The organism is Lacrimispora amygdalina, from assembly GCF_900205965.1.
Classification (GTDB): domain Bacteria; phylum Bacillota; class Clostridia; order Lachnospirales; family Lachnospiraceae; genus Lacrimispora; species Lacrimispora amygdalina_A.
The window spans coordinates 1-26,259 of sequence record NZ_OAOF01000015.1; the positions used below are offsets into that span (position 1 = coordinate 1).

Annotated in this window: 23 protein-coding genes, 7 tRNA genes and 1 rRNA gene; 24 read left to right on the forward strand and 7 right to left on the reverse strand. The window is 42.0% G+C overall.

Going from position 1 to position 26,259, the window contains the following annotated elements; all coding sequences use genetic code 11:
• The 8 genes from CRO04_RS26620 to CRO04_RS18030 all read left to right on the forward strand — a co-directional run.
• Positions 1–106 (forward strand): 23S ribosomal RNA (locus tag CRO04_RS26620); the annotation flags it as partial.
• 92 nt (positions 107–198) lie between these two features.
• Positions 199–272 (forward strand) — tRNA-Asp (locus CRO04_RS18000).
• A gap of 22 nt (positions 273–294) precedes the next feature.
• Positions 295–367, forward strand: a tRNA-Val gene (locus CRO04_RS18005).
• 35 nt (positions 368–402) lie between these two features.
• A tRNA-Thr gene (locus CRO04_RS18010) sits at positions 403–475 on the forward strand.
• A 20-nt stretch (positions 476–495) separates the two neighbouring features.
• Positions 496–577 (forward strand) — tRNA-Tyr (locus tag CRO04_RS18015).
• 46 nt (positions 578–623) lie between these two features.
• Positions 624–697, forward strand: a tRNA-Met gene (locus CRO04_RS18020).
• 43 nt (positions 698–740) lie between these two features.
• Positions 741–813, forward strand: a tRNA-Phe gene (locus CRO04_RS18025).
• 3 nt (positions 814–816) lie between these two features.
• Positions 817–889, forward strand: a tRNA-Lys gene (locus CRO04_RS18030).
• A 69-nt stretch (positions 890–958) separates the two neighbouring features.
• On the opposite strand, the gene CRO04_RS18035 is transcribed toward CRO04_RS18030, so the two are convergent.
• Positions 959–1,189: a hypothetical protein gene (locus CRO04_RS18035; RefSeq protein ID WP_097005634.1), complete on the reverse strand. Its 231-nt coding sequence runs from the start codon at positions 1,187–1,189 to the stop codon at positions 959–961.
• Between the two features lie 138 nt (positions 1,190–1,327).
• Between CRO04_RS18035 and CRO04_RS18040 the strand changes: the two genes are divergently transcribed.
• Together CRO04_RS18040 and CRO04_RS18045 are read left to right on the forward strand one after the other, a co-directional pair.
• Positions 1,328–2,809, forward strand: coding sequence for an aminotransferase class I/II-fold pyridoxal phosphate-dependent enzyme (locus tag CRO04_RS18040; protein ID WP_097005635.1), 1,482 nt, complete (start codon positions 1,328–1,330; stop codon positions 2,807–2,809).
• Positions 2,810–2,826: 17 nt separating this feature from the next.
• Entirely contained in the window at positions 2,827–3,411 is a 585-nt protein-coding gene (locus CRO04_RS18045) for a guanylate kinase (RefSeq protein ID WP_097005636.1), read from the forward strand.
• A 64-nt stretch (positions 3,412–3,475) separates the two neighbouring features.
• Here the strand turns inward: CRO04_RS18045 and CRO04_RS18050 are convergent, their stop codons facing one another.
• The 6 genes from CRO04_RS18050 to CRO04_RS18075 all read right to left on the reverse strand — a co-directional run bounded on the left by CRO04_RS18050 (position 3,476) and on the right by CRO04_RS18075 (position 11,201).
• A complete protein-coding gene (locus tag CRO04_RS18050) occupies positions 3,476–4,477 on the reverse strand; it encodes an ABC transporter permease (RefSeq protein WP_097005637.1) in 1,002 nt (333 codons plus the stop codon).
• Positions 4,474–5,973, reverse strand: coding sequence for a sugar ABC transporter ATP-binding protein (locus CRO04_RS18055; RefSeq protein ID WP_097005638.1), 1,500 nt, complete (start codon positions 5,971–5,973; stop codon positions 4,474–4,476). The genes CRO04_RS18050 and CRO04_RS18055 overlap by 4 nt, the downstream gene beginning before the upstream one ends.
• Positions 5,974–6,007: 34 nt before the next feature.
• Positions 6,008–6,985, reverse strand: a complete 978-nt coding sequence (locus CRO04_RS18060) for a sugar ABC transporter substrate-binding protein (RefSeq protein ID WP_097005639.1) — start codon at positions 6,983–6,985, stop codon at positions 6,008–6,010.
• A gap of 188 nt (positions 6,986–7,173) precedes the next feature.
• Positions 7,174–8,526, reverse strand: coding sequence for an ATP-binding cassette domain-containing protein (locus tag CRO04_RS18065; RefSeq protein WP_097005640.1), 1,353 nt, complete (start codon positions 8,524–8,526; stop codon positions 7,174–7,176).
• Positions 8,523–9,557, reverse strand: a complete 1,035-nt coding sequence (locus CRO04_RS18070; protein WP_097005641.1) for a sensor histidine kinase — start codon at positions 9,555–9,557, stop codon at positions 8,523–8,525. Before CRO04_RS18070 ends, CRO04_RS18065 begins: the two co-directional genes overlap by 4 nt.
• Entirely contained in the window at positions 9,558–11,201 is a 1,644-nt protein-coding gene (locus CRO04_RS18075; RefSeq protein ID WP_097005642.1) for a response regulator transcription factor, read from the reverse strand.
• A 363-nt stretch (positions 11,202–11,564) separates the two neighbouring features.
• Here CRO04_RS18075 and CRO04_RS18080 point away from each other — a divergent pair, with 363 nt between their 5' ends.
• The 14 genes from CRO04_RS18080 to fabG all read left to right on the forward strand — a co-directional run bounded on the left by CRO04_RS18080 (position 11,565) and on the right by fabG (position 26,243).
• Positions 11,565–13,721 (forward strand): helix-turn-helix domain-containing protein, encoded by a 2,157-nt coding sequence (locus tag CRO04_RS18080; protein WP_097005643.1) that lies wholly within the window; start codon positions 11,565–11,567, stop codon positions 13,719–13,721.
• A gap of 183 nt (positions 13,722–13,904) precedes the next feature.
• Positions 13,905–14,852 carry an ABC transporter permease gene (locus tag CRO04_RS18085; RefSeq protein WP_242974545.1) on the forward strand — a complete coding sequence of 316 codons (948 nt, stop codon included), beginning with the start codon at positions 13,905–13,907 and terminating at the stop codon, positions 14,850–14,852.
• A 10-nt stretch (positions 14,853–14,862) separates the two neighbouring features.
• Positions 14,863–15,774, forward strand: a complete 912-nt coding sequence (locus tag CRO04_RS18090; protein ID WP_097005645.1) for a carbohydrate ABC transporter permease — start codon at positions 14,863–14,865, stop codon at positions 15,772–15,774.
• A 40-nt stretch (positions 15,775–15,814) separates the two neighbouring features.
• Entirely contained in the window at positions 15,815–17,410 is a 1,596-nt protein-coding gene (locus CRO04_RS18095; protein WP_097005646.1) for an extracellular solute-binding protein, read from the forward strand.
• Positions 17,411–17,491: 81 nt separating this feature from the next.
• On the forward strand, positions 17,492–18,571 hold the full coding sequence (locus CRO04_RS18100; protein WP_242974546.1) for an alpha/beta hydrolase family protein: 1,080 nt from the start codon (positions 17,492–17,494) through the stop codon (positions 18,569–18,571).
• 107 nt (positions 18,572–18,678) lie between these two features.
• A complete protein-coding gene (gene holB / locus CRO04_RS18105; RefSeq protein ID WP_097005647.1) occupies positions 18,679–19,668 on the forward strand; it encodes a DNA polymerase III subunit delta' in 990 nt (329 codons plus the stop codon).
• A gap of 3 nt (positions 19,669–19,671) precedes the next feature.
• Positions 19,672–20,580: a PSP1 domain-containing protein gene (locus CRO04_RS18110; protein ID WP_097005648.1), complete on the forward strand. Its 909-nt coding sequence runs from the start codon at positions 19,672–19,674 to the stop codon at positions 20,578–20,580.
• On the forward strand, positions 20,570–21,307 hold the full coding sequence (locus tag CRO04_RS18115) for a tRNA1(Val) (adenine(37)-N6)-methyltransferase (protein ID WP_097005649.1): 738 nt from the start codon (positions 20,570–20,572) through the stop codon (positions 21,305–21,307). The genes CRO04_RS18110 and CRO04_RS18115 overlap by 11 nt, the downstream gene beginning before the upstream one ends.
• 40 nt (positions 21,308–21,347) lie before the next feature.
• On the forward strand, positions 21,348–22,205 hold the full coding sequence (rsmI, locus tag CRO04_RS18120) for a 16S rRNA (cytidine(1402)-2'-O)-methyltransferase (protein ID WP_097005762.1): 858 nt from the start codon (positions 21,348–21,350) through the stop codon (positions 22,203–22,205).
• A gap of 146 nt (positions 22,206–22,351) precedes the next feature.
• Complete coding sequence (locus CRO04_RS18125) at positions 22,352–23,317, forward strand: beta-ketoacyl-ACP synthase III (protein ID WP_097005763.1); 966 nt, start codon at positions 22,352–22,354, stop codon at positions 23,315–23,317.
• A gap of 78 nt (positions 23,318–23,395) precedes the next feature.
• A complete protein-coding gene (gene acpP / locus CRO04_RS18130; protein WP_097005650.1) occupies positions 23,396–23,629 on the forward strand; it encodes an acyl carrier protein in 234 nt (77 codons plus the stop codon).
• Entirely contained in the window at positions 23,629–24,552 is a 924-nt protein-coding gene (gene fabK, locus CRO04_RS18135; protein ID WP_097005651.1) for an enoyl-[acyl-carrier-protein] reductase FabK, read from the forward strand. The genes acpP and fabK overlap by 1 nt, the downstream gene beginning before the upstream one ends.
• A gap of 16 nt (positions 24,553–24,568) precedes the next feature.
• Positions 24,569–25,486, forward strand: coding sequence for an ACP S-malonyltransferase (gene fabD / locus CRO04_RS18140; protein WP_097005652.1), 918 nt, complete (start codon positions 24,569–24,571; stop codon positions 25,484–25,486).
• Between the two features lie 16 nt (positions 25,487–25,502).
• Positions 25,503–26,243, forward strand: a complete 741-nt coding sequence (gene fabG, locus CRO04_RS18145) for a 3-oxoacyl-[acyl-carrier-protein] reductase (RefSeq protein ID WP_097005653.1) — start codon at positions 25,503–25,505, stop codon at positions 26,241–26,243.
• The last annotated feature ends 16 nt before the right edge of the window (positions 26,244–26,259 follow it).

The window sequence follows — 26,259 nt, forward strand, 5'->3', positions numbered from 1 at the left end:
ATCGCAAGAGTAAGACCCCTTGAAGACGACGAGGTAGATAGGGCAGAGGTGGAAGCATGGCAACATGTGCAGCTGACTGTCACTAATAGGTCGAGGGCTTAACCAAGTTGGTTTAGGTAATAGAGGAAGAACGGATGAAAGATATATAACAATGTGTGGTTTTGAGGGTATGTGTACCAGCTTTCAAAAAATAGTTTTGGCCTGGTGGCTCAGCTGGTTAGAGCGCCGCCCTGTCACGGCGGAGGTCGTGGGTTCGAATCCCATCCGGGTCGTTTCACAACTAAATTTGAATATGGGATCTTAGCTCAGCTGGGAGAGCATCTGCCTTACAAGCAGAGGGTCATAGGTTCGAGCCCTATAGGTCCCATTCTGTATGCAAGTTTCATACATGAGAAGAGTTGTGCCGATGTGGCTCAATTGGCAGAGCAGCTGATTTGTAATCAGCAGGTTATCGGTTCGAGTCCGATCATCGGCTTGTATCAAAAACAATATTTTGGATGGGTTCCCGAGTGGCCAAAGGGGGCAGACTGTAAATCTGTTATCGACGATTTCGATGGTTCGAATCCATCTCCATCCATTCAGTGATTAAAATTCGAATCACTGCATATAATATAATTGAATAACGCGGGGTGGAGCAGTCTGGAAGCTCGTCGGGCTCATAACCCGAAGGTCGCAGGTTCAAATCCTGCCCCCGCAATTTTTGTTGGTATTTTTTATGGATAATGTGTTTTTACACATGAGCCCAGATAGCTCAGTTGGTAGAGCAGAGGACTGAAAATCCTCGTGTCGCTGGTTCGATTCCGGCTTTGGGCATATGGGATACTAGCTCAGGTGGTAGAGCACTTGACTTTTAATCAAGTTGTCCGGGGTTCGAATCCCCGGTGTCTCAGGACAAGCCTTGGAACAGTGATGTTTCAGGGCTTATTTTTTTACAAAAAAATATTCGATGAAAAAGTGGCTATTCATCGAATTCAACAATTACATAATATCCTCTGTCATTATGTTTGATTTCTTTTACAATTCCATGGTCTGATTTAATGCGGTCACGACCCATATAGCAGCCTGACATGGCAACTGCAGGATCGATAATATAGCTGTAGCTGCTGGTTCCTTCCCGTTCAATAATCTGGACTTCCTCACCAGCCTCAACAAGTCCGGGGCGTTCCATTTTAAATTCTATCATTCTCATAATGGGTATTCTCCTTTTTGATTCCAGGTTATTATAACGCTGCGGGAAAAAATTGTAAAGATGAGATAAGAATGATATACTAAATATGCTGATTTAATAAAATTGATCAGCAAGCTATTAAGGGAGGCGGTTTATATAGTGAATCGAAAACCGGATTTATTTGATCAATTAGCAGAGTATGGACACTCTGATTTTTATCCTTTTCATATGCCTGGACATAAGAGGCAATTCAAAGAATCGTTCAGTAAGAAATTTACCAATCCTTTTTCAATCGATATTACGGAGATTGATGGTTTTGATAATCTGCATAATCCTCAGGGAATCTTAAAGGAGTCCATGGACAGGGCGTCGGCCATTTACAAAAGTGATAAAACCTATTATCTGGTGAATGGAAGCAGCTGCGGGATATTAAGTGCCATAAGCGGAACCGTATCCAGAGGGGGCACCATATTAATGAGCAGGAATTGTCATAAGTCGGCATTTCATGGAGTTTTCCTCAATGATTTAAAAGCAGAGTACATTTATCCACAATTAATTGGTGAGTTTTGTCTTCAAGGTGGAATACTTCCGGAAGATATGGAAGAAATGTTGAAAAACCATCCGGAGGCGGAGGCGGTGCTTGTGGTCTCTCCTACTTATGATGGGATTGTGTCGGATATCAGAAAGCTTGCAGATATAACTCATAAGTTTAATCTGCCATTAATTGTTGATGAGGCACATGGGGCTCACTTTTCATTTGGTAAGGAGACAGGTTTTCCTGTATCAGCAATAGAGCTGGGTGCGGACATTGTGATTCAGAGCCTTCATAAAACACTCCCTTCTCTTACGCAGACGGCTGTTATGCATGTAAAAGGCAGTTATGTGGATTTGGACAGGCTGGACCGGTATGTGCATATATATCAGACAAGCAGCCCTTCTTATGTATTAATGGCTTCTATTGATAACTGCATTGGATTTATGGCAGAACAGGGCCAGGAATGTATGAAAGAATTTAATAGAAAGATAATGGGATTAAGGGAGGAATTAAAGAGCCTTTCTTATTTAAAAGTTTTGGATGAGCAGGTGAAAGGAACGGCTGGTGTTTATGATGTGGATCTCTCTAAACTGATAATATCTACAAGGAATTCTAATTTGACAGGAGCACAACTGGATCAAAAACTAAGGGAAGTATATCATCTGGAGATGGAGATGTGCGGGCCAGACTATGTTACGGCTATTCTGACACTGGCTGATACAAAAGAAGGTTATAGAAGGCTTTTACAGGCACTGTCAGAGATCGATGCAAAGGCCGGAGATAAATCGGGGCAGATTCTGGTCAGATTGGATAGGTCAGGAGGATATGGTGATCAGCCAGTCAGGCCGGAAATTAGAACTACCATTGCAAAGGGAATGAATTTACATCGAAAGAAGATTCATCTGGAAGATGCTTTGGGTCAGGTTTCAGCGGAATTTGTTTATATATATCCACCGGGAATTCCCATTGTAGCCCCTGGTGAAGTTTTAAAGAGGGAACTCATAGATCTTATTGTATCATATAAGAAGATGGGGCTTCCGGTACAGGGTTTGGAAGACCAAAGAATTGAATTTATTTATATTTTAGATGGACAGACGATTAAATAAAGTTGGAGTAGTGAACGATGAGCAGGATATTTTATATTATGGGTAAAAGTGCTTCAGGAAAGGATACTATATATAAAAAACTTCTGGAGAGAATTCCCGGATTGAAAACCATTATCCCATATACGACCAGACCCATTCGGGATGGGGAAGTGAACGGGGTGGAATATTTTTTCACAACCAGAGAAAAGCTGGAGCAGTTCCGCAGGGAAGAAAAGTTAATTGAAGAACGTACTTATGAAACTATCTATGGCCCATGGAGTTATTTTACGGTAGACGACGGGCAGTTTGACCGTATGGGGCAGAGTACTTATCTCATGATTGGAACATTGGAGTCTTATGAGAAAACCAGGGATTATTTTGGTTATGAGTATTTATATCCTATTTATGTGGAGGTTGGTGACAGAGAGCGATTACTGCGTTCCATAGAAAGAGAGCAGGGGCAGGAGGTTCCTAAATATAAAGAGGTGTGCAGAAGATTTCTTGCTGATGAAGAGGATTTTAAAGAAGAGAATCTGCTTCGCTGTGGTATTGAAATCCGTTTTCAAAATGATAATCTGGAGCGCTGTCTGGATGAGATAGTGGACCAGATTAAGAAGAGTTAAAAATTGGAATAAGAAATAGAATAATAAAAATGCTCCCTGTTGTATTACAGAGAGCATTTTTCAGCTATTTGGCTGCCAGTCTTCTGGCTTTTGCTTCCATGCGGGATCTTGTTACGTCAATAAAGACAGCTGCTATAATAACCATACCAATTACAATGTATTGAACGGAGCTTGAGGTATTAAGAAGTGTCAGCCCGTTGCGAATGGTAGAGATCATCAGTGCACCAATTAAAGTTCCCCAGATTGTTCCTTTTCCGCCCATGAAGGAAGCACCGCCTATGATACATGCTGCGATAGCATCCGTGTCATAGGGGGATATAGCTGCGGATGGATTGGCAACTGCAGAACGTCCTACAATAACCAGACCTGCAATGGCACACATAAAGCCGGATAAGGTGTAAACAAAGATCAGCACGTTGTCAGAATTAATTCCGGATAAGCGGGCGGCTTCCGGATTTCCCCCTACACAATAGACCATTCTGCCCAGCGCAGTTTTATTTAAAAAGAAATGGTATACTCCGTAAATCAGAATGAGAACGATAAAGCAAAGCGGGATTCCGGAGAAACCGCCGGTTGTTTTAAATAAATTAAAGGACCCTAAAAATGTAACGCCTACTGGAAAGTCTGAAATTGTTTTGGTTGATACGACGAAAAGAGCAAGGCCGCAAAGTACATTTTTCATACCCAGAGTTGATACAAAGGGATGAGGAAGATGCATTTTGGTCAACAGAATACCATTTGCAAATCCGACCAGAAGTCCGGTGATGATACAGGCCAGTATCAGTAAGAATGGGTTGGTGATCCTCAGTGAATTTTTAAGCATACCCATCACACAGGCACATAATATAGCGTTTGCACCTACAGAAAGATCAATTCCTGCAGTAATAAGTACAACCAGCATAGCTGCTGAGATAAGACCGTTTACGGCTGTCTGACGTAAGATGTTCATCATATTATTCACAGTTAGAAATTTATCTGTTGCCACTGACAGGATCATAAACAACAGGATCAGTGCCAGCAGCGGAGCTGCCTTACTGATTGCGTCTTTTAGTTTTTTTGTTTTCATTGTATAGCACCTCCCCAGGCAGCTTTCATAATTGTTTCCTGATTCAGTAAATCACGGTCTCTTGAAAGTTCACCCATCACTTTTCCTTCTCTCATTATAATAACTCTGTCGCTCATTCCGATAATTTCCGGCAGTTCTGAGGATATCATGATCACGCATTTGCCGGCTTTTATCAGGCTGTTCATAATGTTATAAACCTCAACTTTTGCACCAACGTCAATACCTCTGGTAGGTTCATCAAAGATATAGATATCTGCATTGGTATTAATCCATTTGCCAATGACTACTTTTTGCTGATTACCTCCTGACAGTTGTCCCACTGCTTCTTTTGAATCTGATATTTTAATTTTTAAACTGTCTACGTTTTCTCCGGCCAGCTGATCAATGTGTTTTTCATCCAGGAAGAGTCCGTTTTTACATTTCTCCATGGAACTGAGAATGAGATTGGTACGTACGGATTGGGTCAAAACCAGACCCTGTCCTTTCCTGTCCTCTGTTAAAAATGCCATACCCAGACGGATCGCATCCTTTGGTGATTTAATTGTTACAGGTTTTTCATTAATATAAATATTACCGGAATCGTGGGCGTCAGCGCCGAATATTGCCCGGAAGGTTTCTGTCCGTCCCGCGCCTACCAGTCCGGCAAAACCAAGTATTTCCCCGTAGTTGGCATGAAAATTAATGTCTTTTAGGACTCCGTTTGTATTTAGATGTTCCACTCGTAAGGCTTCTCTGCCTCTTGTTGTATTCAGCTTTGGATATTGGTTTTCCAGGGTTCTTCCTACCATGGCGGAAATGAGAGAATCATTGTCCATCTCTGTAATGTCTTTTGTCAGGATATGTTCTCCGTCTCTCATAACGGTGACCCGGTCGCATAACTCAAAGAGCTCTTCCAGCTTATGGGAAACAAACAGTATGGAAATGCCTTTTGCCTTTAAAGAACGTATGGTTTTCATTAATTGGGCAACCTCTTTTTCTCCAAGACTGGAGGTGGGTTCATCCATAATGATCAGTTTTGCATCGATTAAAACAGCTTTTGCTATTTCAACCATCTGCTGTATTCCCATACCATAGGAACCGCATTCTTTCTTTACATCAATATCCTGTCCCAGTGACATCATCACGTTATGCGCTGTCTCATGCATTTTTTCATATTCCAGAAGCGGACTATTCTTCTTTTTCAGTGCTTTATTTATAAAAATATTATCTGTGACTGATAAAAGGCGCACAATATTTAGTTCCTGGTAGACACAGGCAATTCCGTGGGCAGCCGCCTCTCGGGGATTTTTGAAGGAGACTACTTTACCGTCCATTAAGAGGGTACCTTCTTCCGGGGTATATACCCCGGTCAGTACTTTAATCAGCGTGGATTTGCCGGCACCATTTTCCCCGATCAGTCCATGAATCTCTCCTGGTTTAATTTCCATTGACATATTGCGCAGAGCCACAACTCCCGGAAAGCGTTTCGTCACATGTTTCAGTTCCATTAAGCTCATAGCAGTTCAACCCTTTCTGTTTCTTGCTGACAGGTTAGTTTAAATAGCCTTTCAGTTGTTCTAAATAGTCTTTTGCATTTTCGGAGGATATGACTTGACAGCCGGTATCTACAAAGGATTTTACTGTCTCACCCTTTACTGCTTTGACTGCAGTTTCTACCGCTTTATATCCCATGGTGTAAGCGGACTGAGCGCAGGTGGCGGTAATGGTTCCGTCAATAATATTTTGTACACCGCTCTGGTTTCCATCAAAACCAACAATAATAACATCGTTTAATCCGCTTTGTTTACAGGCAGTTGCAGCTCCTGCAGCCGTATCATCGTTATGGCATAATACAATCTGAATGTCACCACTCTGGGCAGTAATCATATTCTCCATCACGTTGGCAGCCGTATCAGGATTGGACTGGGCATACTGTACGGAAACAATGTCGATTCCTTTTTCTTCCATTGCTCTGGTATAACCGGCCTGTCTGGCATCACTGGTTGCATTTCCTTCAACACCGCCAATAATTACGGCTTTTGTTCCTTTGCCTGCTTTTTCAGCAGCAAACAGTCCCCCCTGATAGGCTGCTTTGTCATTGCCGGTTCCTACAAAAGCAACTTTCCCAGGAATTTCTGCATCTGTATCAACGGTTATGATTGGTATTTTTACATCACCAATTACGCTTGCAACGGATTCTGACTGAAGGGGAGAGATAACAAAAGCATCAATTCCTCCTGCGAGCATGGTCTCAATCATATTGTTCTGCTCGTCATAGGCTGTTTCTGAGGCAGGTCCCTGAAGGTCAACTTTAACACCTAAATCTTTTGAGGCAGCATTGACTCCGGCAGCAACGTAGCTCCAGTATTCGCTGGAAAGCGTTTTTAGGATTACACCAACTTTGATTTCTCCTTCCGTGGAAGCAGTTTCACTGCCGGCAGGGGAAGTGTCTGCTTTTTTCCCTGCACAGCCGGCAGCAGATACCAGCAAGGCAGATACTAACATCAGGGATAAGATACTTTTTTTCATAGTTTAATCTCCTTTCAAAACAAATGTTATACAAGATGCATAAAATGATACAATGTAATTAATATTTTATAGGCAAAAACACAATAAAACAATGGTATAATTTGTGTTGTAAGGGGGTAAATGTTTGGATATGGGGATAATCAGGGGAAGAAAAAAAGCCTGGCCGGCTTTTTTTGAGAAAGAAAGGACTAATCTTTAAGTAAACAGTTATTCTTAACTGTTAGATGTTTTCCTTTCATGGTATATGCTTCTGTTATATGGTTTGTAATGAGTATGACGGCAATTCCGGATTTTAAAGCTTCATTAAGAAGGCTGATGGTCAGGGAGCGAAGCTGATAATCCATGGATGTAAAGGGTTTGATACATACCATAACTTTAGGCCGGAGAAAAATCCAACGGTAATAAATCAGTTTCAGCTTACATTCATCACTGGCTTTATCCGCTCTTAGTGAAAGCTCTTTTTCTGTGAAAATGCCATGGGTCATATTTTGTACCAGTTTCCGATAGGATTTCTTAAATGAAATACCTGCATTCTTCTGCATAAGCATAAAAATTAAGTTATCCATGATGGTCATACTGGTAAATACCATTTCATTGAGAGACCTGGCTTCAATAAAAACAATCTCGTCTAGTATGGAGCGAAAACAGTTTTTGTATTGATAGGATATGATTGCTTTTGAAGTTAAGAAACTGCAGCTTTCCAGTATGGAGATGGCATGACAGCATTCTGCAGAATTTGTATCAAGTATAGTTACCAGTTCTCCTCCTTTTATAAATTGGTCGAGAGAAACATAGGGAGAGGACGCCTGTTTTTTAGCAGCAAAGCCAGCCGCAGTACATGGTTGGTTTGATGAGGAGATGATGTGACTGGGTATTATCCGGCTGATTGATCTGCCCTTTTTTATAATGGTAACCTCATCTGCCAGGCTCCATAAATCGGTATTGCTTCCTGAAACATAAAGAAAGGTCATACCTTTCATTTTTAATTTTACAGTGAGATCAAAAAAATCCTTCATCTCTTCTTCTGACAGAAACATCTCCAGATCAGTAATGACTGCCAGTTTTCGTCCGGATACGTAAGCGCGCAGGAGTTCAATCTGCTTTTGTCTGCCAAAGTCCAGTGAATGGGCTTTGGCAGACATGGGAAGCGTAAGTCTAAGTTCTTTCAATAGATCCGGAGCCTTTCTGCAGAGTAAGGTTGCCCGGTTCCACCAGAGCACCCTGCTATTTGCAACAAAAATATTCTCCCCAACGCTTAGCTGGGAAAAAACACCTCTGTTCCTGCCGATAAAAGAGGTTTGTTTCCGGATCTGATCCTGGGAACGGCGGGAATTTAATTTATTCCCATTCCAGTAAATCCAGCCGGAGTCAGGTTTTAAGGTTCCGTCCAGAAGACTGAGAAAATTCTGTTTCTCGATTAGATTGGGAATAATTGCAAAACAGATCTGCCCCTGAAAAGCACGCAGGCATAAGCCTTTGAGAAGGGGTTGATTTCCTTCGGAGCAGTAAATATTTTCGTAGCGCAGTACTTCCTGTTTCATTTTCCCAGCCTTTCTGCTTCATCAAGTATGTAGGGAAGCGTAAGTGAGACCTCTGTACCGGAATCAGGTGAACTAAACAGGTGTAATCCAAATTCCTCTCCCATAAGAAGACGGATTCTGGAATTTACGTTGTTCAGTGCGATACCGCCTTTTTTATCTTCTCTGACGGAACCATTGCATCCTGCCATATGTAAGAGCGTATCATTTAGATGTTCCAGCGTGGATTCATCGATTCCAACGCCGTTATCTGTAACGGAAATATAAAGAATAGTATCACTGTGATCAATATCGATTATTACGTTTCCACCTTCTATCTTTGGCTCTAATCCATGTTTAATTGCATTTTCAACAATAGGCTGAAGTGTGAGTTTTGGAATCCTGGCCTTTAATAGATCTTCCTCCTCCGGCAGCAGGATATCCAGATCAATTTTATCCTCGAAACGGTATTTCTGAATCAAAAAATAATTCCTGACGTTGGAAAGTTCCTCTTCCAGTGTTGTCAGGCTCTCCATGTTGGAAGTAGTATAGCGGAAAAAGACTGCCAGTGCTTCTGTGATCTTTCCAATCTCCGGGACACCTGCCATAATGGCATCCGAACGGATGGATTCCAGAACATTATAGAGAAAATGAGGATTTATCTGGTTTTGAAGAGCGAGGTAGCGGGCCTGTTGTTTGGCATTCTCTATCATCCTATCCTTATCCAGACTGGTATGAAGTCCTGATAATAATTCATCAAAGCTGGGAGATATTCCTTTCAGACTTTTAAAGAGCTCAGTGAATATAATCCCATTATTAAAAAGCTCTGCCTGCTTTTCCATAGAACGCAGAGGTTCCCATATATTAACCTTTCCCCACAAAAGAGTGAGGATAAGTCCCAGGACCAGGATGAATACCAGGAACACTGCAGGATAGTATTCCTGTTTGTGATTCGCCGTAAGGATCAGAATGAGCAGGACGAGAGAAAGAATGTTCCAGGTTATGAGGAGACCGGTCCATAATACAAACCGGTTTTTCAACCATAGCTTTTTCAATCAATGACCTCCTTGTGACCGGTTTGTAAATAATTTCCGGTACTCATTGGGGGATACGCCAAGTGTCTTCTTAAACTGTCTGGTGAAAAATTTTATATCATTATAACCGGCCAGTTCTGCCACTTCACTGATGCTTCGTTCTTTCTCAGTCAGTAGTTTTTTTGCACTTTCAATCCGTACCATTTGTATGTATTCCGTTAATGTTTTTCCCGTCTCCTTTTTAAAAAGAGAGGAAAAATAGGTATAGCTGAATCCTGTGTTTTTTGCCAGTTCTTCCAGTTTAATATTGATTCCTTTGTTTTCCTCTATATAATGTTTGGCATAGATCACCGGTTTGATTTCTCTGTTTTTCAAATGTTCTAAGACATTTTGAAGTGTCTTACAAAGAGTTTCCTCCAAAAGGCAGAAAGTCTGCTCTATACAGGTACAGTGTTCATACATTTCAGAAAACCAGGCTTCTATTTCACTGTCTGCCAGGGTAGTATCCAGTTGTCTGAATCCTTTAAGGTAATAATTCAGAAGAACCAATAGATTTTTCTTTACCTGTAAACAGGAGGAGACGTCCTCTGCTGTCATGATATCTCTGGCGGCTTCCACGCATTTTTTAATTCCAGCCATATCAAATGCTTCCGGTCTGCCTTCCAGCAGACTGGAGATCATGGTGTCTATGGATTCTGGTTCTGCCGGCAGAGTGTCTGGTGATTTAATCTCAGAGACCGTGTTTAAACTTGTGAGAAAGCGGTTTCCTATGGCAATCCGGCTTTCTTTAATGCGGTGAATCAGCTGGAGACAGCTGTCAGCCGGCTCACTAATGACAGCATGAAAGTAAAGTCTGGGAAACAGGTCCTGCAGACTGAGAACACGTTCTTTTATGTGGTTAATGGATTCTAACAGCTCTTTCCGGTCCAAAGTATCATAAAAAAGAAGAAAATAGATTCCCTCCCTGGTAATTTCGGATATCCAGATCCAGTTGTGTGAGGAAAATTCCACTTCTGCGATTTCCAGAGTTTTTTCTGTCAGAAGCTGATAGCTTTCTTTCGTAAATTCCCTGTAACTGATATTTGGTTTCACTGCAATGCAGCGGGAGGAATTTTTTATGATATCAGCAGCACTGATTTCCCTTAATTCCTGTAAAATGGTTTCTTCCTGCTCACATAGATTTTTTTGAAGAACCGTTTTAAAAAACAGATGTTGAAAGGTTCCGGTGTAAGTTTTTAATGTTTCTTCAAGATGCAGATGTGTTGATTGTTTCGATATCTGTTCGTGGGTTTCCTTAACCAGTTTTTTTAATGTACGGGTTAAATCTTCCTGATTAATTGGTTTTAACAGATAATCCCTCACCCCAAATCTCATTCCCTGCTGGGCATACTGAAAATCTTTATAACCGCTGATGATGATGCATTTAAGAATCTCATTCTGCTTTTTTGCTTCCTCAATCAGACAAAGCCCATCCATTCCAGGCATGCGGATATCTGTAAGAAGAATATCCGGCTTTTTTTCATTGATCAGCTGCAACGCAGTGATACCGTCATATGCAGTCCCCAGCAGCTGTATTCCAATTTCATCCCAATTAACTAAATATTCGATGAGCTTACAGATCTTTTTTTCATCGTCTGCAATTACCATACCTAAAATTGCAACCATCTCCCGTTTTTATCATTTTATAACAGTATTGCCTTTTATGTTAAGTATACTTCACAGTTAAGAGATTCTCAACACAAATACTGAAAATAAAGAGAATAATTTGTAGAAAAATGTAATAATACTGGCGGTAAGAACTGAAAGATTAGTAATAATGCCTTATGAATATACATTGATCCATCTTTAAATAAAGAAAATGCATAAAAATTGATGATGGTATAGAAGCGCACAGATCTGTATATATCTGAAAGTGTTCCGGCATAGTAAATATTCTTGCTAACGTTTGACTGATTTGGTATATTAATTATGAAATATGTACGGAAAAGTGCAAAAGAAATGGTGAGGGATGAATAAGGTGAACAAATTATGAATGCTATGGAAGCACGTAAGAGCCGGTTTTTTAAGAATATGTTTCTGTCCTATTGTCTGATTATCATACTGAGCTTCCTGGTATACTCAGCAACTGTGATATATGAAGCGGTAAAGGTGAAGGAAAATCAGGCTGTAACATACTATGAAACCAAAGCTCAGGCATTTGCCAACGGGATGGACCAGCAGATTTACAGTGCTCAGAATATTATATCAAACCTTAATAATTCTTCTTTAATCAATAAACTTTATATGACAGTTCAAATGAATAGTCCGGTGGATTCTTATCTGTTATACCAGATCTTAAATGATATTCGTTACCAGAAAACAGCGGGAGATGATTTTAATATCTCTGATGTTGTTCTGATGCTCAATAATTATAATAAGATATACACCAGTGATGAGGTTATCCACTTATCGGACCGCATTGATTTATCCGGATGGAAGACAGACAGATTAGCGGTTACGGATTTAAACACCTGCTTAAACAGGAACAACAGCAAGCTGACTTTTTTCAAGAAATATCTGATTTACAGCGGTGCTTATCAATATGGGTCCGGATCACAGAGAGGTATTATCTGTGTTCTGTTTGAAAATCAGAAAATTCAGGACATGCTTAAGTCTGCCTCAGGGGAAGCCTGCGGCTATGCCGTTTATTATAATGGAAAGCCTGTTATTAAGGAAGGGATTGAAGATGGCAGAGTTTTTAATCAAGCTTCCCGGGTCAGTAATTTAATCTCTTATGAGATTATTGCAAAGAAAGACAAGTTTGGGTTTGAGCTGTCGGATCTGGGGTCTATCGCCATGCTTTTTGGTTTTTTCATATGCATGGGTTATCTTATTATTGCCTACTTTTTTGCAAACCGGTATTCTTCACCATTTGAGAAGATCCGGCATCTGGTTGGAAAAGAAAAAATTGTTTCTGGTGTGATGGACCTTCTGGGAGAAAGGAATGGATATATGCAGCAGGTTCACAATATGTCTCCCTATGCCAGCCAGGGGATCCTTCATAGTCTTATTATGGGAAATGATGAAGAATCCGGTAATAAAGAGTTTATAAAAGAGTTTATTCAGTTAAAGAGAGTGTTTTTTCTGACTGCAATGGTGGATTTGTATTATGGAGAGATGTGGGGAAAGGAAGAAGCAAAAAAGGCGTTAAAGGCAATATCGAATCTGGCAGAACAGGAATCAGATGCAGAATTTAAGATTTTGTGCTATGAAAAGGATACACTGCATGTTTATCTGATTTTTAACAGCAATAATGGTGAACATCTGGAAGACAGGCTCTACGAATTTTTTGATAAAATGAAAAAGACTGTGGGTGCAAAATGTGTGGTAACGGTTGGTGCGGATGATGTAAAGGAGGAACTGGAGGAATTATCAGTTTCCTGTGATAATGCAATGCTGGCACTTGAAAAGATTCTCTGGGAGGGAAGAGGGTGTATCTATTTTCATGATTCCCAGTCAGAGTGCTCCATGAATTATTATTTTCCAAAGGATGGAATCCGGCAGCTGACAAAAGGAATAAAGGATCAGGACAGAGAGAGCATCAGCTATTTTTTTGAAGAGATCGAAAGAAGAAACCAGATGGAATTTGATAACTCTGTTTATGCCGGAAAACTTTTGCTGAGTGAGTTGTATGTTACCGTGGTAAAAGCAATGCAGGCGGTTTGGGATCAGTATGGCATTCCCTTAAGAAGGGTGGACAAGTGTCCTCCATACCGAACCATGGAGGAAGTAACAGGCTATTACAGCAGTCTGGTAACAGACATTTTTCTTGAAATAGACCAGTCTGAGGAAATCAGAGAGAATAACAATCAGTCAGATCTGGAATTAATTGAGTATATTAATCAAAATGACAAAGATCCTAACCTTTCTCTCACTCAGATCGCAGAGCATTTTTCTGTGAGCAGCAAATATGTAACAGCTTTGGTAAAGAAGCAGTTTGGGATGACTTATTTAAAGTATGTACAGGAGCGGAGAATTTCCCATGCCATAGATCTGTTAAAGAACTCATCCCTTTCGCTTGAAAAAATAGCGGAGGAATGCGGTTATACAAATATGCTGACATTCAGAAGAAATTTCAAAGCAATTATGGCATGTAATCCAAGTGACTTCCGGGGAGATAAGACAGGGGAAGATGAATCGTTATAATTAACCAAATAAATGGAATAAAAGATGAAGAATGGATCAAAAAAGGATAGAAAATCTTCTCTCCTTTTTTGATTCATTCATTTTTTGTGTGCAAAACGCTATTGAAAAAAGTGAAACTAGCAAATAAATAATGCAATATATACAATAAATGTATTACTCATCAAATGGAAGGGGATTAAAGGAATGATTCGTAAAAAGCTTTCTAAGGAAGAGAAAAAGATGCTTTTTCGCAAAAATGTTAAGAGAGATAAATATCTGCTGCTGATGTTTGCGCCAGTTTTGATCTACTATCTGATATTCGCCTATTTACCTATGACAGGTCTTGTAATGGCGTTTACACAATTTAAGGCAGGCAGCGGGATGATGGGGCTATATACGGGATCTTTTGTAGGACTTAAATGGTTTATTCAGTTTTTTAACTCACCATATGCGTTCAGGCTGATCCGTAATACGTTTTTACTGTCATTTTATTCACTGATATTTGGGTTTCCCATTCCCATTATTTTTGCATTGTGTATCACTCAGATAAAAAACAAGTATTTACAGAAGGGAACTCAGATTATTACATATCTTCCTTACTTTATCTCCACAGTGGTAATATGTGGAATGATAACCAACCTTTTATCACCTTCCAGCGGCATTATCAATCAGTTCATTGTGAAGGCCGGAGGAACGGTGGTGAATTTCCTGGGAGAGCCAAAATGGTTTAGAGCTGTCTATGTAATATCCGGTTCGTGGCAGAGTTTTGGGTTCAATTCTATTATCTTTGTGGCTGCCATTATGGGAGTTGCACCAGAGCTTTATGAAGCCATGAAGGTGGATGGTGCAAGTAAGGTTCAGACCATACGTTATCTGGTTCTGCCAAGCATTAAGCCGACCATCGTGCTTTTACTCATTATGTCACTGGGCAATTTACTGAATGTAGGATTTGAGAAGGTTTATCTGCTTTACAACTCCGGAATATACGAAACTGCAGATGTAATATCTACCTATGTATACAGGCAGGGTATCGGAAATCAGAATTACAGCTATGCCACAGCAGTAGGACTGTTTAATTCTCTGATCGGTTTTGTCATCGTATTTACGGCAAACAGGCTGAGCAGAAAGCTGACAGAAACATCTGTATGGTAAGGAGGAAGAGATGAATCAGAAAAGCACATGGACAGAATTTAAAAATGAATGTATCACGGATAAGATGTTTGATGTTGGTATCTGGATACTGATAGCAGCAGCAGTCTGTATTACCCTGTATCCTTTTGTATATGTGGTAAGCATTTCACTAAGCTCCGGCGAAGCGGTAAACAAGGGGATAGTAACATTGCTTCCGGTTGATATTAACCTGGATACATACCGGATGGTTATGGCTTATAAGGACCTCTGGATCTCCTATGGAAATACATTTTATTACACAATTACAGGAACCTGCTTAAATATCATATTTACCTGTCTGGCGGCATATCCGCTTTCCAGAAAACGGTTTTTCTTAAGAAAGAAAATGAATTTCCTATTGGCATTTACCATGTATTTTTCAGGCGGACTCATACCAAGCTATCTGGTAGTAACCGGGCTTGGGCTGTATAACAGCAGACTTGCCATGATACTTCCGGTACTGGTCAGCGCCTATAATGTCATGATCTGCCGTTCTGCGTTTGAAGGCATTGCAGAGGAATTATTTGAGAATGCTTATCTGGAAGGGGCCAATGACTTTCAGATCCTGTTAAAAATTGCAGTTCCTTTAATTAAACCAACGCTGGCAGTTTTGACCTTGTATTATGCAGTGGCACGTTATAATGATTTTTTCAGTGCACTGCTTTATATTGGAAAGCAGAATCTGCAGCCGTTACAGCTGTTTCTGAGAAGAATTCTTCTGATGGCCTCTACAGAGATCATGCAGGCTTCCGGAAATGCAACTGCAGCAAGTGCAGCAGCCCAGTCCACCATTCAGATCAGATATGTCTGTATCGTTTTATCCATGGTGCCGATTGTATGCCTTACTCCCTTTATTCAGAAATATCTGGTAAAAGGAACGATGCTGGGGGCAGTAAAAGGATAGTCATGTTTTGATTATATATAATAAAAAGGAGGAAGTTACAATGAAAAAGAGAGGATATTGGAAAGCAGCCGTATTATTGTCGATGATAGCTGCAGCGGCATTATCAGGGTGTTCAGGAAAGAACACACAGACACAGCCAAAAGAGGAAAACAACAAAGAGGCGGAATTTAATTATACAGGGGCTGCACCAGTTACCGATACTCCTGATGCAAAGGTCAGTGTTCTGGCGCAGAATTCCTGGTATTCTACAGTAGATTATGCCAATGCGGACATCATTAAGACCATTGCTTCCAATGCAGGGGTGACGATTGACTGGACGCTTGTATCACCGACAAATTACAAAGACAGCGTAAGCCCTATGCTGGCATCAGGAGCGGATCTTCCTGATATTGTGGAACTTCCGGATCTGGATGATAACATGACATATATTACTGCAGGGCTTTTTTATCCCCTGGATGAGTACATGAATTATATGCCTAATTACAAAAAGTTTCTGGATAACAACCCTAAGATAAAAGCCAGTCTTACGGCTGAGGATGGTCATATTTATTATGTACCTCAGACGGTTGTAACAGATAACTATCAGCCGTGTACCATGATGAATATGCAGTGGTTAGATAAACTGGGGCTTCCGGTACCAGCCACACTGGATGAGTTTGTGGAAGATCTCCGTGCATTCCGGGACAATGATATGAACGGAAATGGAGATAAAACCGATGAAATTCCGTTAAGCGTCACAGCGAAAAATCTTCCTTATATGTTTGGTCCGGCGTTTGGGCTCAACCTGGTGGATGGTTTTTACGCTGATGAAAAAGGGACTGTTCACTATTCAGCAGCAGAATCTGAAAATTACAAGAAGTACCTTACATTTTTAAATGGTCTTTATAAAGAAGGGCTTTTAGAAGTAGAATATACATCTCTTACCCGTGACCAGATTACAGAGCGTTGTGCAAGAAATATAACAGGTGCGACATTTGATTACAGCTGGCAGATGTCCCAGCTTTACAGCAAGCAGTATCCGGAGTATACTGGTGATAAGGGAATTATGGTTGGTATTCCTCCTCTTTCCGGAGAATCAAAAGGCTTTTATCTGGGAAGAAACCCCATTGCCAATATATTCGGAATCAGCAAGTCTCAAAAGGACCCGCTTCTTGCCATTAAGTTTTTGGATTATGCTATGAGCGAGGAAGCGCAGAACTATTATGTATGGGGACTTGAAGGAGAGAGCTACACCGTATCTTCAGATGGAAAAAAGGCTTATACGGAGAAAGCTTCTGATAATAACTGGCTTCAGCAGCTTGGTATCAATGCAGGATGTCTTCCATCCCAGCAGTCGGTAGAGGCAACGGATGTGCTGCTTCCAAAATGGCATGTTGATAAGGATAAGGAGCTGCAGGCATTTTCTAAGGCACCATGGCCTTTCATCTACTCAACAAAGGATGAGCAGAATATAATTTCTCAGTATCTGGTTGATATCACTACTTATGTAGATGAAATGAATGTGGCATTTATTACGGGAACGACGGACTTAAATACATTTGATTCCTATTTATCCACACTGGATAACATGGGATTAAAAGAACTGCTGAAGGTGAAACAGCAGCAGTATGACCGTTTCGTTTCATCTACCAAATAATGATTTTAAGACCGGCACAGAGATTTACTTTTGTGCCGGTTTTTCACAGTTTTAATTATATTGTTTAAGAAAGGTTACAATATGGAAGAGAAAAAGAGAACTATTCCGATTTCCCGATTTTATACCTGTGAAGAACAGCTTGTTAAAAGGATGAAAAAGAAGGGAAGGAAGAATAGATTTAGTGCGGAAACCAAAGCAGATTATGAGATTTGGAAGCAGGAAACAAGACAGTTGTTAAAATCTCTGATTGGTCTGCACAACATGGAAGACTGCCCCTTAAAGCCGGATTGTCTGGAACGTGTTGAGATAGAGGATGGAATTATACGCGAGAAGATTCTCCTTCAGGTAGAACCGGAAGTATATATGCCTGTTTATGTACTGATACCTCCAAAGAGGGGAGAAGAAAAGCTGAAATGCTTTCTGGCGCCTCCAGGCCACCAGGGAGCAGGAAAATATTCGGTTGCCGGGGTTCGCTCGATTCCTGCAGTTGCAGATAAGATAGAACTGTTTCATTACGATTACGGCCTGCAGATGGCAAAGCTTGGTTATGTGGTACTTTGTCCTGACTGCCGCGGCTTTGGGGAGAGAAGGGAAGCTGCGCTGCAGGGAGAAGAGGAAAGTGAATTTTTAAATTCAACCTGTTTTCATCTGGCGCATATGGCAGAACCGCTGGGCATGACTGTCATTGGTATGTGTACCTGGGATTTAATGAGACTGACTGATTATATTAAGGAGAGGGGAGAATGGGATGAGGAGTCTATTGGCTGTGTGGGATTCTCCGGCGGAGGGATGCAGACGCTTTGGCTTTCTGCGCTGGATGACCGGATTAAAACTGTGATAATCAGCGGATACTTATATGGATATTCGGACTCTCTTTTAAGGCTGAATGGAAACTGCAGCTGTAATTATGTGCCTCATCTTTGGGAATATGTGGATATGGGGGATATTGGAGCGCTCCTGGCACCAAGACCGCTGATGGTGCAGTCGGCCCGTTCCGATCATCTGAATGGTTACAGGGGAATGGATAATGTTATGGAGCAGTTAGCAGTGATCCGTAAGGCATACCGTCTGTTTGGGAAGGAAAATGAGATTTATCATGATGTCTGGGATGGAGGCCATTGTTTTCATGGAGAACATCTGGAGAAATTTTTAAAGGGATAAGATTTTACCAATACTTCTTTCTTGTGATGAAAAACGTTCTATGTTATAATGATACTGGCTGGTTTTTTAGAAAACGGGTCATACAACAGCGATAGGGAGGTGTCTCTATGCCAGGATTCCACGATATTATCGGTCATGAGAGAATCAAGGAACATTTACAGAAGGCGATTGAATCAAACCATGTATCCCATGCGTATATTCTTACCGGAGAAGCGGGAATGGGAAGAAAATCTCTGGCTAACGCATTTGCCATGACCTTGCTGTGTGAAAAAGGAACCAGTGAGCCTTGTATGCAGTGCCATGCCTGTAAGCAGGTTATGAGCGGAAACCATCCGGATCTTATCACTGTCACACATGAAAAAACAGCGGGTATCGGTGTAGATGACATCCGAAGTCAGATACAGGATACAATTATGATCCGGCCTTACAGCAGTTATTATAAAATTTATATTGTTGATGAGGCGGAAAAGATGACGGTTCAGGCACAGAATGCTCTTTTAAAGACCATCGAGGAACCGCCCTCCTATGCAGTTATCATGCTTCTTACTACCAACCAGGAGGCATTTCTGCCTACTATTCTCTCCAGATGCGTGCAGTTAAAATTAAAGCCGCTTAAGGATTCTGTTATTATTTCCTATCTGACGGGATCTTTGGGAATCGGAGAGAGCAGGGCGGAAGTATACGGAGCATTTGCCAGAGGTAATTTAGGACGTGCCATACATCTGGCTGCGTCAGAAGAATTTCAGACGCTGTATCTGGATTTAATCCATATGCTGAAGCATTTAAAAGAGATGGATATCATGGAACTGCTTAATTATATCAGGAAGATAAAGGAACAGGATCCGGATTTGTCTGACTGCCTGGATTTTATGCAGCTGTGGTATCGGGATGTTTTAATGTTTAAAGTAACACAGGATATCAATCTTCTTGTTTTTAAAGAAGAATTTAATACAATGAAAGAGATGAGCGCTGCCAGCTCTTATGAGGGAATCGAGTTGATTCTACAGGCCATAGATAAGGCAAGGGTCCGTTTAAATGCCAACGTGAATATGGAACTGGCGATGGAGCTTATGCTGCTTGTAATGAAGGAGAATTAATTGATGATAAAAGTTATTGGCGTCAGATTCCGGAATGCAGGAAAGATCTATTACTTTGATCCTGTAAATCTGGAAGCAAAGGCGGGAGATCATGTAATCGTAGAAACAGCAAGAGGGATTGAGTATGGCTATGTTGTTCTCGGTGCCCGTGAAGTAGAGGATGAGAAGGTAGTTCAGCCCTTAAAATCAGTGATCCGCATGGCTACCAATGCAGATGATGAGGTGGAGAAAAAGAACCACGAAAAGGAAAAGGAAGCTTTTAAGATATGTAAGGAAAAGATTAAAAAGCATGGCCTTTTAATGAAGCTGATTGATGCGGAGTATACCTTTGACAACAACAAGGTGCTGTTTTATTTTACTGCAGACGGAAGAATTGATTTCAGGGAGCTGGTGAAGGATCTGGCTTCTGTTTTTAAAACCAGAATTGAACTGCGCCAGGTAGGTGTCAGAGATGAGACTAAGATTGTTGGAGGAGTGGGTATCTGCGGAAGAACATTATGCTGCCACTCTTACCTTTCTGAATTCATACCGGTTTCAATAAAGATGGCGAAGGAGCAGAATCTCTCCTTAAATCCTACTAAGATTTCCGGAGTGTGCGGACGTCTTATGTGCTGTCTGAAGAATGAGGAAGAGACCTACGAGGAACTGAACAGCAAGCTGCCGAACGTGGGCGATTTTGTGACCACAGATGACGGATTAAAGGGTGAAGTTCACTCTGTCAGTGTGCTCAGACAGTTGGTTAAGGTAGTAGTTAGCATTAAGGACGAAAAGGAAATCAGGGAATACAAGGTAGAGCAGTTAAAGTTTAAGCCCAGACGCCGCAGGGAGAAAAACCAGGTGACGGATGAGGAGCTAAAGGCTTTGGAAGCACTGGAAAAAAAAGAGGGAAAATCCAAGTTAGATGACAATTAAGTTAAAAGACAATGAACGGATTGATGACCTACAGCGGAATGGTTATCAGATTATACAAAACCGGGATGGATTCTGTTTTGGAATGGATGCCGTTCTGCTCTCTGGCTTTGCTAAGGTAAAGCCAGGGGAAAAGGCGGTGGACCTTGGAACCGGGACAGGAATTATCCCTATTCTTTTGGAAGCGAAGAATCAGGGGCTTCATTATACCGGTCTGGAGATCCAGGAAGAAGTGGCTGATATGGCAGCAAGAAGTGTGGCACTGAATCATCTGGAAGATAAAATATCCATTGTCAGAGGAGACATAAAGGAAGCCAGCCGTTTATTTGGTGCGGCTTCTTTTGATGTGGTGACTTCCAATCCTCCCTATATGAATGATGCCCATGGTTTAAAAAATCCGGATCTGCCAAAGGCAATATCCCGTCATGAAGTGTTGTGCACGCTGCAGGATGTGACGAGGGAAGCAGCAAGGCTTCTCCGTCCAGGCGGGCGGTTTTACCTGGTTCACAGGCCTCACAGGCTGATTGAGATTATAACAGCATTAAAAAGTGTGGGGATGGAGCCTAAACGCATGAAGATGGTTCACCCCTTTGTGGATAAGGAAGCAAACATGGTCCTTATTGAAGCGGTAAGAGGGGGGCGGTCCATGATTAAGGTGGAGGCACCGGTTGTTGTTTATAAGGAACCAGGGGTGTATACAGACGAGATTTATACGATTTATGGATATTGACCGACAGATTAAAAAAGAATCTTTGCAGGGAGCAGGAAAAATGGATGAAAAAAAAGGTAAATTATATTTATGTGCCACTCCCATTGGTAATCTGGATGACATTACCTTGCGGGTTTTAAATACTTTAAAGGAAGCCGACTTAATTGCAGCGGAGGATACCCGTCACAGCATTAAGCTTCTGAATCATTTTGATATTAAGACTCCCATGACCAGCTACCACGAGTACAATAAGGTGGAGAAGGCAGTTTATCTGGTAGAGCAGATGAAGCAGGGGGTAATGGTGGCTCTGATTACAGACGCGGGAACACCTGGGATCTCTGATCCTGGAGAAGAACTGGTGAAGCAGTGTTATGAGGCTGGAGTGGAGGTAACATCTCTGCCTGGTCCGGCGGCTTGTATCACAGCGCTTACACTGTCCGGACTGGGAACCCGGCGTTTTTGTTTTGAGGCGTTTCTGCCCACGGATAAGAAGGAAAAGCAGTGGATTTTAAATGAACTGAAAGATGAAACAAGAACTATCATTCTCTATGAGGCACCTCACCGTCTGGTCCGGACGTTAGAAGAGCTTTATCAGTCACTGGGTGAGCGGAGAATAACGATCTGCAGGGAGTTGACAAAGCGGTATGAGACAGCCTTTCGCACTACCTTTACTCAGGCATTAAGTACTTATCAGAACGAGGACCCTAAGGGGGAATGTGTCATTGTAGTAGAGGGGAAGAGTTTTGAAGAGATACGTATGGAGCAGACAAAAGTCTTTGAAGAGATGTCTGTGGAAGAACATATGGAGCTTTATGAAGGACAGGGAATGGACAGAAAAGAAGCTATGCGTATGGTTGCAAAGGACCGTGGAATCAGTAAAAGAGAGGTTTATCAGTATCTGCTGAACAGGGAAATATAAAAAAATATCTTGACAAGAGGCGTTTATTTTAATAGAATTATTTTGATATTCAAAATATTTGAGATGTAAAACTATCCAACGAGGCATGATTTCATTCCAGGCCGGAAGATACCGGAATGGAACAGAAACATGAATGGGGGAAATCTATGACAACAAAAATAATTGGAACAGGTTCAGCAGTACCGGACCGGGTTGTGACCAATGATGATCTGGCAAAGATCGTGGAGACCAGTGACGAATGGATCCGGTCCAGAACGGGAATTTTGGAACGCCGGATTGCTGAGGCCCAGTCGGGAACTACGGATCTGGCTATAAAAGCAGCAAAGGCTGCGTTAGAGGATTCCGGTATATCCGCAGATGAACTGGACATTATTATTTTGGCTACTTCTACTCCGGACCGCTGCTTTCCAAGCGGAGCCTGTGAGGTACAGGCGGCTATTGGTGCACATGGAGCAATCGCTTTTGATTTAAGTGCTGCATGCTCTGGTTTTATCTATGCTTTTCATACAATTTCCGCATTTTTTCAGGCCGGAATCTATAAAACAGGTCTGGTAATCGGAGCGGATACATTAAGTAAGCTGATTGACTGGACGGACAGAGGAACCTGCGTACTTTTTGGAGATGGTGCTGGAGCAGCTGTGGTCCGGACCGAGGATAAGGGAACGCTTTATATGACACTGGGTGCAGATGGCACAAGAGGAAATGCACTGGATTGTGTGTCACGGACAACAGGAAATTTCCTGACTGGTCACCAACCGGAAACAGGATACATGACCATGGATGGGCAGGAAGTGTTCCGGTTTGCAGTAAAAACTGTTCCGGAAGCAATCTTAAAAGTGCTTTCTGAGAGCGGAACCGATTTAAATGAAATCAAGTATTTTATCCTGCATCAGGCCAATTACCGGATCTTTGAATCAATCGCAAAGAGGCTGAAGGTACCTATGGAGAAATTTCCTACCAATCTGGAACGGTATGGAAACACATCGGGAGCATCGGTTCCTTTGTTATTAGACGAATTAAACAGAGCGGGAAAGCTTAAGCAGGGAGATAAGATTGTACTTGCCGGATTTGGGGCAGGACTTACCTGGGGAGCCACTCTATTAGAGTGGTAATTAATAGGACTAATACTTTGAAAATCAAAGTAATAGCATATAAAAAATGAATACGAGGAAGCAAAAGGAGATTAAAAGATGTTAGAAAAAATGCAGGAAATTATCGCAGAGCAGTTAAATGTAGAGGCCGGAGTTATTAAACCGGAATCATCTTTCAAAGAGGATTTAGGAGCAGACTCCCTTGATTTATTTGAACTGGTTATGGCTCTTGAGGATGAGTACTCAGTTGAGATTCCCTCAGAAGATTTAGAGAAGTTAACTACAGTACAGCAGGTTATGGACTATTTAAAAGCAAAGGGCGTGGAAGCGTAATGAATACCAGAATTACCCAACTTTTGGGAATCGAATATCCAATCATACAGGGCGGTATGGCATGGGTTGCGGAGCACCATCTTGCAGCAGCAGTTTCAGAAGCTGGTGGTCTGGGATTAATAGGCGGAGCCAACGCGCCAGGAGAAGTGGTACGTGAGGAAATCCGTAAAGCGAAGAAGCTGACCGATAAGCCAATCGGTGTGAATGTAATGCTTTTAAGTCCTCACGCAGAAGATGTGGCGAAGGTAATCGTGGAGGAAGGCGTTAAGGTGGTAACCACCGGAGCCGGTAATCCGGAGAAATACATGGAGATGTGGAAGGCAGCAGGGATTAAAGTAATTCCCGTAGTTGCTTCTGTAGCTCTTGCAAAGCGAATGGAACGATATGGTGCTGATGCGGTTGTTGCAGAAGGATGTGAATCCGGCGGACATATTGGAGAGCAGACCACCATGACATTGGTTCCCCAGGTAGCAGATGCGGTATCCATACCTGTTATAGCAGCAGGTGGAATCGGTGACGGCAGAGGAATCGCTGCAGCATTTATGCTGGGTGCGGAGGCTGTTCAGATCGGAACCAGATTTGTGGTTTCCAAAGAATCCATCGTACATGATAATTACAAACAGAGAATTATAAAAGCAAAGGATATTGATTCCGCAGTGACTGGGCGTACACACGGCCATCCGGTAAGATCTTTAAGAAACCAGATGACCAGACAGTATGTGAAGCTGGAGGAGGAAGGAAAATCCTTTGAAGAGCTGGAATATTTAACCCTTGGAACCCTTCGCAACGCAGTTTTAGAGGGAGATGTAATTAACGGCACGGTTATGGCCGGACAGATTGCGGGTATGATCAGCAAGGAACAGACCTGTAAGGAAATGATAGAAGAAATGATGGAACAGGCCGGGAAGCTTCTTGGCCGTTAAAGAGGAGTTTATGACTATGAGCAAGATCGCATTTATTTTCCCAGGCCAGGGCGCACAGTACTGCGGTATGGGCCAGGATTTTTATGAGCAGACAGCAATTGGAAAAGAAATCTATGATATGGCATCAGGGCTTCTTGGTTTTTCCCTGCCGGAACTCTGCTTTGAGAAGAATGACCGGCTGGACATTACAGAGTATACGCAGGCAGCTATGGTGACAACAGGAATCGCCATGATGAGGGTGCTGGAAGAAAAAACAGGGATCAGACCGGATGTGACGGCTGGTTTAAGCCTGGGAGAATATTGCGCACTTGCAGCAGCTGGTGTGATGAGTGATCAGGATGCAATTTTAACAGTCAGACAGAGAGGAATCCTTATGCAGGAAGCGGTTCCTGCCGGGCTGGGAGCGATGTCAGCGGTTCTTGCGCTGGATGCTTCTAAAATTGAAGAAGTATTAAGCCAGATCGACGGAGTTCAGATTGCAAATTATAACTGCCCAGGGCAGATTGTTATATCAGGAAAGAAAGAAGCGGTAGAGGAAGCCGGTGAGAAGCTGCTGGCAGCCGGTGCAAAGAGAGTGATTGGTTTAAATGTCAGCGGTCCGTTCCATTCCAGTATGCTGACGGGTGCAGGTGAAAAACTGGGTACAGTCCTTGAGAATATTGAAGTTCACAAGCCTGTCGTCCCTTATGTAGCAAATGTAACAGCCGGTTATGTTACTGAAGCAGATGAGGTTAAGCCTTTGCTGGTCCGTCAGGTGTCATCTTCCGTTAAGTTCCAGCAGAGCGTGGAAGCCATGATAGCGGACGGAGTGGATACATTTATAGAAATCGGACCTGGTAAAACCCTTGCAGGGTTTATTAAGAAGATAACGAGAGATGTAAGAGTCTTTAATATAGAAAAACTGGAAGATATTGATAAATTAGTGGAAATTTAACGGGGAGGTGACAGATATGTTAGAAGGGAAAATAGCAGTTGTCACCGGTGCCAGCAGAGGAATCGGAAGAGCGATTGCATTGAGACTGGGACTGGAAGGAGCTACTGTAATTGTCAATTATAACGGCTCGGAGGAGAAAGCCCTCCAGGTAGTGAAGGAGATTGAAGAAAAGGGCGGAAAAGCGGAAGCAATTGCCTGCAATGTATCCGATTTTGAAGCTTCCGGTGCTTTTTTAGATGGTGTGATTAAAAAGTATGGAAGGCTGGATATTCTTATAAACAATGCAGGCATTACCAGAGATAATCTTCTAATGAAAATGTCTGAAGAAGAATTTGATGCTGTAATCAGTATTAACTTAAAAGGTGTATTTAACTGTATGAAGCATGTTTCCCGCCAGATGATTAAGCAGAGAGGCGGAAGAATCATCAACATTTCTTCTGTATCTGGAATTCTTGGAAATGCAGGTCAGGCAAACTACTGTGCAGCTAAGGCAGGAGTGATCGGTATGACAAAATCATTTGCCAGAGAGTCTGCCAGCAGAGGAATCACAGTTAATGCCATAGCTCCCGGATACATTGAGACAGATATGACGAATGTGCTGTCTGATACCGTGAAAGCGGCATCTATGGAGCAGATCCCTATGAGACGTTTTGGAACCCCGGAAGATGTTGCGGCTGCGGCTGTATTTCTGGCATCGGACCAGGCTGGTTATATCACTGGTCAGGTCATCAGTGTAGATGGCGGAATGGCTATGTAAAAAGGAGAGTAACGGT